Origin of the sequence: Novosphingobium chloroacetimidivorans, from assembly GCF_014204535.1 — a bacterium.
GTDB lineage: Bacteria > Pseudomonadota > Alphaproteobacteria > Sphingomonadales > Sphingomonadaceae > Novosphingobium > Novosphingobium chloroacetimidivorans.
Window position 1 is genome coordinate 22,016 of sequence record NZ_JACHLR010000029.1, and the last position, 9,045, is coordinate 31,060.

Below are 9,045 nucleotides of genomic sequence, written 5' to 3' on the forward strand. Positions count from 1 at the left end.
CGATGACAACGTTTACAACGCGCGGCATGCTGCTCGCAGGTTCGGCCATCTTGCTGGCGGCTAAGCCCGCCGTCGCGCAGGATGCACCGACATCTGCTTCGAGCGGCGGCGATACCGCGGCTTCAGCCGACACGATCGTTGTCACCGGATCGCGCATCCGGCGGCCCGACTATGCCGCGCCCAATCCGGTGGTGTCGTTTGATGCCGCCGCCATCGCGCAGTCAGGCAACACCAACGTCACCACCTTCCTGCAGCGTGTTCCGGCGCTGACCAACTCACTCGACAGCACCCGCACCGCGGGCAACTCCCAAGCCGATGGTGCGCTCGGACAAGTCGGACTGAACCTGCTGGACTTGCGCGGCCTCGGCACCAATCGGACGCTGGTGCTGGTCAACGGCCGCCGTCACGTCGCCAGTCAGCCCGACAGCGCTGCGGTCGACATCAACACTATACCGACCGACCTGATCGAGCGTATCGACGTGCTGACGGGCGCGGCCTCGGCGGTCTACGGTGCGGATGGCGTCTCCGGGGTGGTCAACTTCGTGCTGCGCCGCGACTTCGACGGTGTCGCCGCACGCGCCCAATTCGGCATCTCGCAGGAGGGTGACGCTGGCAACCGCTTTGCCTCGTTCGTCGCCGGGCGCAACTTCGCGGACGACCGTGGCAATCTCACGCTCGCTTACGAGTACAATGCCGAGGACCCGCTCGCGAACGACGACCGCAAGTACCTGCGCAGCGCCAACCGCGCGAACTTCGTCAACCTGAACGGCTACGACCCTGCGGTTGCCGGCAGCTACCAGAAAGGCCCCTTGCGCGACATCCGCTATCCGGACAGCTCGACCTACGGCTACGCCGATATCGGCGGCGTGCGCTATCGTGGCGATGGGCGCATATACGCGCCGGGCACGGTGCTCGACAACGACGCATACTCTTTGGGCGGCGACGACACGCCGGTAGCCGGCTACATTGGCGACATCTTCCCCAAGACCGAGCGCCATGCCGTGAACCTGCTTGGCCGGTTCGAAGCTTCCGAGGCGTTCAAGGTCAGCATAGAGGGCAAGTTCGTCCAGAGCACCGTGCGTACCTTCACCGGCTATGGCGGCAACTATCCAGCCACGGTCACGCTGGACAACCCGTTCGTCCCAGCCACGATCCTTGCGGCCGCGCAGCAGGCGGGGCTGACGTCGATCGATATCAGCCGCAACAACTTCGATATTCCTCGCCGCGGCGAGGAGGACCGCCGCCGCACCTGGCGCGGAGTGGTGGATGTCTCGGGCAGGATCTCGGACCACGCCACGTATGACGCCTACTACACCTATGGCCGCACCGACGTGCGCGCGACCAAGCTGAACGACCGGCTTGGTGACCAGTTCACTGCCGCGCTCGACGCCGTTCGCGATCCCGCGACCGGGCAGATCGTCTGCCGTTCGGCCGCCGCGAGAGCCGCAGGCTGCGTGCCGGTCAATACCTTTGGCGCAAATACCGTCAACCCAGCCTCATACGACTACTACCTGTCCGATCCGGTGAGTAGCGCCCGCCTGGAGCAGCACGTCTTCAACGCCTCGCTCAGCGGCGACTTCGGTGCGCTGTTCGAGCTGCCCGGCGACCCTGTCCAGTTCGCGTTCGGCGGCGAGTACCGCCGTGAATCGAGCCGCTTCCGGCCGGCGCAGGAACTGCTCGACAACGTCTTTTATCAGTATGACGAATACGTCATCCCGACTGCGTCAAGCGGCAAGTTCGACGTCTGGGAAGCTTTCGGCGAGCTCAACCTGCCATTGCTGAAGGACCAGCCACTCGCGCACCTGCTCTCTGTCGGAGCGGCAGGGCGCTACTCCGATTACTCCACTGTCGGAAGTACCAGGACCTACCAGTTCAACGGTGTCTGGGCCCCGGTCGAAGCGGTCACGTTCCGGGGTTCCTACGGTCAATCGGTTCGCGCGCCGAACATCGCCGAGGTCTTCCGTCCCCGCACTGGAGACAGCGATTTCATCTCCGATTCCTGCTATCTCGGCGCTCGCGGAGATGGCACCCAATATCGCGCGGCAAACTGCGCTGCGCTGATCAGCGCGGCAGGCGGCAACGCGGCTACGTTCACCAGCGCCAACAATCCCAACGCCAACGTCAACATCCCCGGCGCGCGGCAAGGCAACGCCAGTCTCAAGGCGGAGACCGCGCGCACCTGGACTGCCGGCGTGATGCTGCGGCCCAGCTTCGTGCCGCGCCTGCAGATCGCCGTCGATTGGTACGACATCCGCATCAAGGCCGCGATCAACACCGCCACCGCTTCGACGGTTGCGGCACTGTGCGTCGACCAGCCCAGCACCGACAACCCGTTCTGCGACGCGATCAGCCGTCAGGCCGGCACCGGCTATATCGACAGCTACATCGTGCAGCCCGAGAACGTCGCAGCGTTCCGCACGGCCGGCCTGGAGTTCAACGCGTCCTACCAGGTCGCGACTGCCCGGATCGGCACCTTCGACGTGCGCCTGGTTGGCGGCTATCTCCATCGGCTGGAGCAGGTCCCCACCATCGGCGCCGATGTCGAGGACAACCGCGACCGCCCGTTCCGCCCAAAGTACAATGTCACGTTCTCGCCCACTTGGACCCTGGGAGAATTCACCGTGAACTACAACCTTCGCTGGCAGAACGGCGTGCGCCGGTTTGCACGCGTCGAAACCGCCAACAATCCCAGCTACGTCGCGCCCGAGTACTTCCGCTTCAAGGAGCTGTGGCAGCACGACATCCGAGCGCAGTACCAGGCCGCGGAGGCGTTCGCATTCTATGCCGGCGTGAACAATTTCACCAACGATAAGCCGGACATCGGCTTTGAGACCAACGTGCCGATCTCGCCGGTGGGTCGCTACTTCTACGCAGGTGCGAAGATGACGCTGGGCAGTCGCTAGGCGGTCGGGGAAGACGCCCTTGATCGAACATGCTGCAGCGCACATATCGTAGCATGCACGCAAGCACCGACGTTTTCCCCACCGATCTTTCCCTGCCTGAATACGATGTCGTCATCCCCTGCCATAATCGCGCTCACGTGGTGGCTGATGCGGTCGCAAGCGTGCTGGCGCAGGAGCACGCGCCGACCCGCGTGATCGTGGTCGATGACGGCAGCACCGACTTCAGTGCCGCTACCATCCAAGCCCTTGCCGACGTGCATCCAGGTCGGGTGATCGCCGTTGTCCTGCCACGCAACGCCGGCGCTTCGAGCGCGCGCAACGTAGGGCTGGCGCTGTGCCGTTCGCCTTGGGTGGCGTTCCTCGACAGCGACGATGTCTGGCGTTCCGGTGCTGCCAGCGCCTTGCTGAGCGCCACGCTGATGCGCGAGACGGACGTGGTGGTTGGCCATTTCAGCCGTATGGAAGAGGACGGTGCGCTCCAACCCGGTGAGTGTGGCTGGGACGGTGGTGAACTGCGCGCGGCACTGGCCAGCGGCGGGGTGATCGGTCCCTCCTGGTCGATCGTCCGGCGAGAGGCGGCTTGTGCCGTCAGCGGTTTTGACCCTAGCTTCCACAACTGCAACGATTGGGACTTCTACACACGGTTGGCCGCGAGCGGCGCTCGCTTTAAGCGTATCAACGCCGTTGTCGCGGCGTACCGCACCGTTGCAGGGGCACGGCTCATGAACGACGTTGACGCCGGGCGCCACAATGCCAAGCGTGTCCTCGCACACCCGTATCTAAAAGGTTACCAGTACCGTCGTTGACAACGGCGGTCTGGTTCGCGCTCTGAATGGCTGATTTGCTCGCATCAACCGTGAGATTGTTTCCACTGAAGTCAGCGAGGTTGCGAAGTATGAGCAATTGGCAGGAAACGAGAAGTCGATGAGCATCCAGGAACAGCCGACATCGGGTCGTAGCGCCTGGGTGCAGCCAGCGATGACGTTAATGTCTTGCTCAACGTCTTTTCATTGTGACGTAAGCCAGCTCCTGAAGAGGGTCGAAGTTCTCATGAACGAGCGGCAGAAGTTGGGGAGTGAAAAAGGGCCGCCTAAATGGCCGGAGGTGTGAAGGAAATCGGGCACCGCGAGGTGTACGATATCCTCTAAAGCAGGAGGCCGCGGCCCGCATACGGTAGCTATGAGGAAAGCGGTTTCCGCTAGGTCCTTAGGCCAGTGCGACGGTTGGCGATCCAGGTATCGAGCGCCGGTGGTAGAGTAGTTACGGCCGTCATCTGGACCCGCCGCTCACTGTGGCGCGGCGCTGATCAGGTTTCGACATGGTGCCAGGCCGCGGCGGCGCGAGCGGCCTTGACGCCGAAAGCAGGGCGACAGCGTAGTTTGCAGCCAAGCCATGCCGGGTCATGGTGCGATCATCCCGGTTCACAGGGTGGCTTGGGGTGGGGCTCGCGGCTGTTGCCAGCGCTCAAAGTTTTCGATGATGACCATGTGCCCGCCGCAGCAAGGACAAGGCGGGCGGACATCGGGCAGGTCTTTGAAAGTGTCGGCAGGCGGCGACGCGATACCCAGCAGCTTTCGGGCGCGAGCGAGAATGGTCTTGCGGGCAGAGCTGGCGAGCAGGCCGCGATGGCGGATGCGGTGGAAGCCCTTGAGCAGGACGTGAAGCAGGAAGCGGCGGATGAATTCGTCGGCAGTCAACGTCATGGCCTGCTGGCGGTCGGCTCCGTTGCGGCGATAATCTTTGTACCGGAAGGTCACCTCGGCATCATCGATGCGCAGAAGGCGACTGTTCGAGATCACAACCCGATGTGTGTAGCGCGAAAGATGGGCGAAGACGGCCTCAGGTCCTGCAAACGGCGGCTTGGCATAGACGACCCAGCTCTTCTTCCTGACCGGAGAGATGGCGCAGGAAGGCGCGTCGGTCGGCGGGGGGCTCCATGCTGCCGTAGAAGGCGATACGACGAGCCTGATGCAGTGCCAGCAGCTCGGTCAGGAACAGGCGCCGAAACAACTTGCTCAGGACGCTCGGGCAGCAGGAATGCCGGGCGGGACGATACCCATCGCGAGCCATCCCGGGCGATGCCGCCGCCCGGCACGATCATGTGAATGTGCGGATGGTGCGTCATTACGGAGCCCCACGTGTGAAGCACAGCGGTGATGCCGATCCTGGCGCCTAGGTGCTTGGGGTCTGTCGCAATCGTCATCATTGTATCGCAAGCGGCCTTGAACAGCAGGCCATAGAGCGCGGTCTTGTTGTGGTTGACGATGTCCGCGACCTCCGCGCGTAGCGTGAAAACGACATGAAAGTAGCCCAATGGCAGCAGATCGGCCTCACGCGCCTCAAGCCACGTGCGCGCGGCGGCACCCAGGCACCGCGGGGAGTGACTGTTGCGGCAGGAGTTGTAGGCAATCCGTCAGTGCCCGCAGTCGGTGCAGGCCTCGGTGTGGCCGCCGAGCGCGGCGGTGCGACAATGCTCGATCGCCGACATGACCTTGAGCTGGTGTAGGCTCAGATGCCCTGCGTGGGACGCCCGGTACACAGGGCCGGCGCTGCGGAAGATGTCGGCGACCTCGAGTGAGGTGCGCACCTCGCTCAGCCGGCGGGCGGACCCCTTCGTGTCTGGCCTTGCATCAGCGTCATCAGCCGGTCGAGCGGACCAGTCACCGCATGGATCGTGCGCGTGGCGACCTTGGTGTAGAGCGCTGTCGTCTCGAGTTTGCTATGACCGAGCAGGACCTGGATCACGCGGATGTTCACATCCTGCTCGAGCAGGTGGGTGGCGAAACTGTGTCGCAGCGTATGTGGGCTGACGCGCTTGCGGATCCCTGCCGCCTCGGCCGCTTCGCAGACGGCTCGGTGCAACTGCCGTGTCGCGATCGGGTCGGTGTAGCTACGCCCGGGGAACAGCCGGCCATGCGGCAGCAGGACGCTACGCCGCTTGCCCTCGCGCCACCACAAACGCAGCAGCTCGAGCAGCTGGGGCGAGAGCATGGCGTTGCGGTCCTTGCGCCCTTTACCCTCTTCGATGCGGATCAGCATCCGCTTGATGTCAATATTGTCGGCCTTGAGGTGCGCGACCTCAGAAACACGCAGCCCCGCGCCATAGGCAACGCCGAGCGCCGCCCGATACTTGGTCCCCGGTGCCGCCTCGAGCAGCTTTGCCACTTCCTCGATGCTCAGTACGTCAGGCAGCTTCTGGGACGATGCGCCAGCACCGGGCGCCGCGAGAGGTCAGGGCGCTCAAGCGTCACATCGAACAGAAAGCGCAATGCCGATACGGAGCCGTTGATGACGGACTCACCCACACCGTGCTCGCGCTGATGAAGCTGGAAGCGCCGCACATCCTCGGCTGTCGCGGTATCAGGCGATCGTCGCAGGAAGGCGGCGAAGGCACGAACGTGACGGACATAGTCGTGCTGGGTGCGCGACCTCATCGCGCGCATTGTCATATCGTCGATCATGCGCTGACGCAGTGGGGAAACAGGCCGGTCTATCGGAAGAGTCGCCATCGTCGCGGTCCTTTTGCCGAAGGATCTCCATCGTCCGCTGCTATCTATCCCTCGCCAAACCTCAACGTACCAGCGCTACCTGACCGCCCCGCTCCCATGCCGCGCAGCGGCTTCGTGCTGTGGGTCAGTACGCCACAATGCCGCAAGGGTTTGCGTCTCGCAAGCAGACGAAACTGTGAAGAGGACTGTTTGTGCGCTCCACGATCAGGGAGTGAACCAAGCCCTGCTGATATTGCCGAACTCGACCTGATAGATGACAGCGCCCTCGCTGGATCTGCTTCCTGCCTCAGTCCGCTCCTTGTCGATAATGAAAGCGCGTGCCTCCATGCGCGACAGGATTGTCGCCTTTGGATGGTACTTCGTCAGCACTGGCTTGTAGCGCAATGAGGGCCGCTCGGCCAGACAGGTGCAGCTTGGCCTCAGGTCCAAGATCGAAGAGTTCCACATCTTCGGCATAGGAGGACGCGAACGCATCCAAGTCGCCTTTGTTGAAGGCATCCACTTGCGCTTGCACGATGGCGATCCGAGCTTCGATTTGTAGCGAGGATGCTTGTGCAACCGCAATAGTGGTTGCGCCCAAAGCCGCCGTCACAGCCAACATCTCGGTAGCGTTCGTCGCATCATACGCCCCTTCGTTGCACACCGCCACTTTCTCGAGCGATGTTGGCGGAGAAGGTGAGGGGCCGCAATCCTAACCAGATGAGCCTTAAAGATGGTCCTTCTGCTCACCGACCGCTGTGTCATAGCGCGATGAACGAGCGGGCCGAGTTGGAGAGCGCACTGGGTGGGCTAAATGTCGCACGTGGGTCGAAATTTGGTAGGGACCTTATCGCTGACGATTTCGCGCGATGTTCTTGCTGAGGAGCCAGGACGAGCGCTCAGCCCCGCTCGTCCCTCGTTCTGGTGGCTTAAGCGGGCACCCGGCGGTTCGCGCGCTCGTGCTTGTTGCGGTTCTGCTGAACCTTGCTGGCGCGCAGACCAGGCATCCCGTCTCGATCGACCGCGCGTTGCCAGGAGACCAGTTCCTCAAGCGAGAGCGCGTACCGCTCGCAAGCCTCTGGAACGCTCAGCAACCCGCCGTTCACGGCAGCCACCACTTCGGCCTTCCGCCGAGCGACCCGCCGCGAGGTGTCGCGTGGCGGCAAATTGTCCTTTGTCAGCCGTTCGCCGTTGGGTCCATCGACTTCTTGCACGGGCGTATCGATTATCTGCGGCATCGCGCATACTCCAGCAAAATACTGCCTGACGGCACTGTTGAAGCGTGTATGCGCCTCAACTGTTAACGGGGTCATGCCAGAAATGGTTAACAAAAGAGTTAAGGCGATCTTCTCGAGGCATTTACGCCAGCGTACGCCGCGGGAACAATGTTTCCGTGCGAATGCATCGAAGTATCTGTTTAACTGGCGCAGAACTAGATGAGCGGCTGTTCATCGGCTCAACTTATGGGAGTTTTAACTCACCGTACGGAGCTTTCGTGCGACGGGTTAATGCAGTTGCGCGGCCTTTGGTTCCCGCAGGTTGAAGATAAATCGCAAAGGTTCCTCGATCCGCGGGCCACGTTGCGCCTGCTTTGTGTCGAGGGATCAAGATAGGCAGTGCGATAGCAGCAAGAATTGCGTAAACTTTTGTTCCGTGCGGTTCAGGCGATCAGAACGGGGATGGCAAGGGGTCGCACCTGCATGATGATCAAGATAACGCCACAAGTCGGTAGCTACGAGTACGAGACACAGGAAGACCGGTCGGCGCCGCGTGCCCGCATGGCCATCCCGGGTTTCTTGCGCCCAGCAGGCGGCAAGCGCCTGGTGACAAACACACGAGACAACTCGCGCTCAGGCTTCGCGGCGATCGCCATCGCTCGCCTGCAGCCCGGTACGACCTGTTGGCTGACGCTCAGCGATATGCCGGCTCTTGAGGCCGAGATCGTGTGGTAGAAAGGGGGCGTTGTCGCCTGTGCCTTCAGGCAGATGCTCGAACCTTCAACTATCGAAGCGTTGCTGGAGCGGCGGGGCTAACCGGTCGCGGGCCCAGCTCTGCTCGCCGCTTCACGCCGAGCCGAGACGTGTTGCCGGTATAGCGTTCTCCAGATCACTGGGCTTGAGGAGCCGCACAAATTCGCAGCCGACGAGGCCGCGCTCCCACCAGACCGCTTTGGCGGCGACCGGCTCGAGGCCGGGTATGGTCAGCCAGCAAGTCGTGCCCTTTGCAATTGGGCTGATTGCGGTAGCCGAGAAGCCGAACGGCGACAGGTCACGCACCACGGTCTGCAGAGTCTTGCCGCCGATCGGCCTCAGGGTTGCAGGTAGAGTGCATTTGGTCCGAGCCGCCGATCGATCCTCTTGGGTGGCATCAGCGTAAGCATCACCCTGCGCGGCTTTCATCATGTCGGCCATGCCTCGTATTCGCCCCCGAATACCCGCTCAGCCATGACCATGGTGCCAGAGTGTTACTGAAGTCTTAAGGCGCTCACGGCCGCGAAGCGGCTCCGGCCTCCTGTCCATCGGCTCGAGCCTGTATAGCGCACGTCGGTGGCTGTCAGGCCCTCGCGTCCTCAATGGTTGCTCCGGCACCGAAGAGTTGATGAAGCCGCGGCCTGTTCAAGATTGGCAAAGTTAAGGTCCCGCTATAGAACATCG

General features: G+C 62.7%; 6 protein-coding genes and 2 pseudogenes. 3 read left to right on the forward strand and 5 right to left on the reverse strand.

What is annotated here, in order from left to right; genetic code table 11:
- The first annotated feature begins 2 nt into the window (after positions 1-2).
- Positions 3-2,903 carry a TonB-dependent receptor plug domain-containing protein gene (locus HNO88_RS19925; protein WP_246382148.1) on the forward strand — a complete coding sequence of 967 codons (2,901 nt, stop codon included), beginning with the start codon at positions 3-5 and terminating at the stop codon, positions 2,901-2,903.
- A 29-nt stretch (positions 2,904-2,932) separates the two neighbouring features.
- Positions 2,933-3,709: a glycosyltransferase family 2 protein gene (locus tag HNO88_RS19930; protein ID WP_246382151.1), complete on the forward strand. Its 777-nt coding sequence runs from the start codon at positions 2,933-2,935 to the stop codon at positions 3,707-3,709.
- A 615-nt stretch (positions 3,710-4,324) separates the two neighbouring features.
- Here HNO88_RS19930 and HNO88_RS19935 read toward each other — a convergent pair.
- The 4 genes and pseudogenes from HNO88_RS19935 to sciP all read right to left on the reverse strand — a co-directional run bounded on the left by HNO88_RS19935 (position 4,325) and on the right by sciP (position 7,629).
- Positions 4,325-5,490 (reverse strand): annotated as a pseudogene (locus tag HNO88_RS19935) (IS91 family transposase).
- A gap of 5 nt (positions 5,491-5,495) precedes the next feature.
- Positions 5,496-6,412, reverse strand: a pseudogene (locus tag HNO88_RS19940) (tyrosine-type recombinase/integrase).
- 286 nt (positions 6,413-6,698) lie between these two features.
- Positions 6,699-7,013: a nuclear transport factor 2 family protein gene (locus HNO88_RS19945; RefSeq protein WP_221420127.1), complete on the reverse strand. Its 315-nt coding sequence runs from the start codon at positions 7,011-7,013 to the stop codon at positions 6,699-6,701.
- Positions 7,014-7,320: 307 nt separating this feature from the next.
- Positions 7,321-7,629, reverse strand: coding sequence for a CtrA inhibitor SciP (gene sciP / locus HNO88_RS19950; protein ID WP_184250025.1), 309 nt, complete (start codon positions 7,627-7,629; stop codon positions 7,321-7,323).
- A 462-nt stretch (positions 7,630-8,091) separates the two neighbouring features.
- Between sciP and HNO88_RS19955 the strand changes: the two genes are divergently transcribed.
- Positions 8,092-8,343 carry a hypothetical protein gene (locus tag HNO88_RS19955; RefSeq protein ID WP_246382153.1) on the forward strand — a complete coding sequence of 84 codons (252 nt, stop codon included), beginning with the start codon at positions 8,092-8,094 and terminating at the stop codon, positions 8,341-8,343.
- Between the two features lie 111 nt (positions 8,344-8,454).
- On the opposite strand, the gene HNO88_RS19960 is transcribed toward HNO88_RS19955, so the two are convergent.
- Positions 8,455-8,802: a PilZ domain-containing protein gene (locus HNO88_RS19960; RefSeq protein WP_312857135.1), complete on the reverse strand. Its 348-nt coding sequence runs from the start codon at positions 8,800-8,802 to the stop codon at positions 8,455-8,457.
- Between the last annotated feature and the right edge of the window lie 243 nt (positions 8,803-9,045).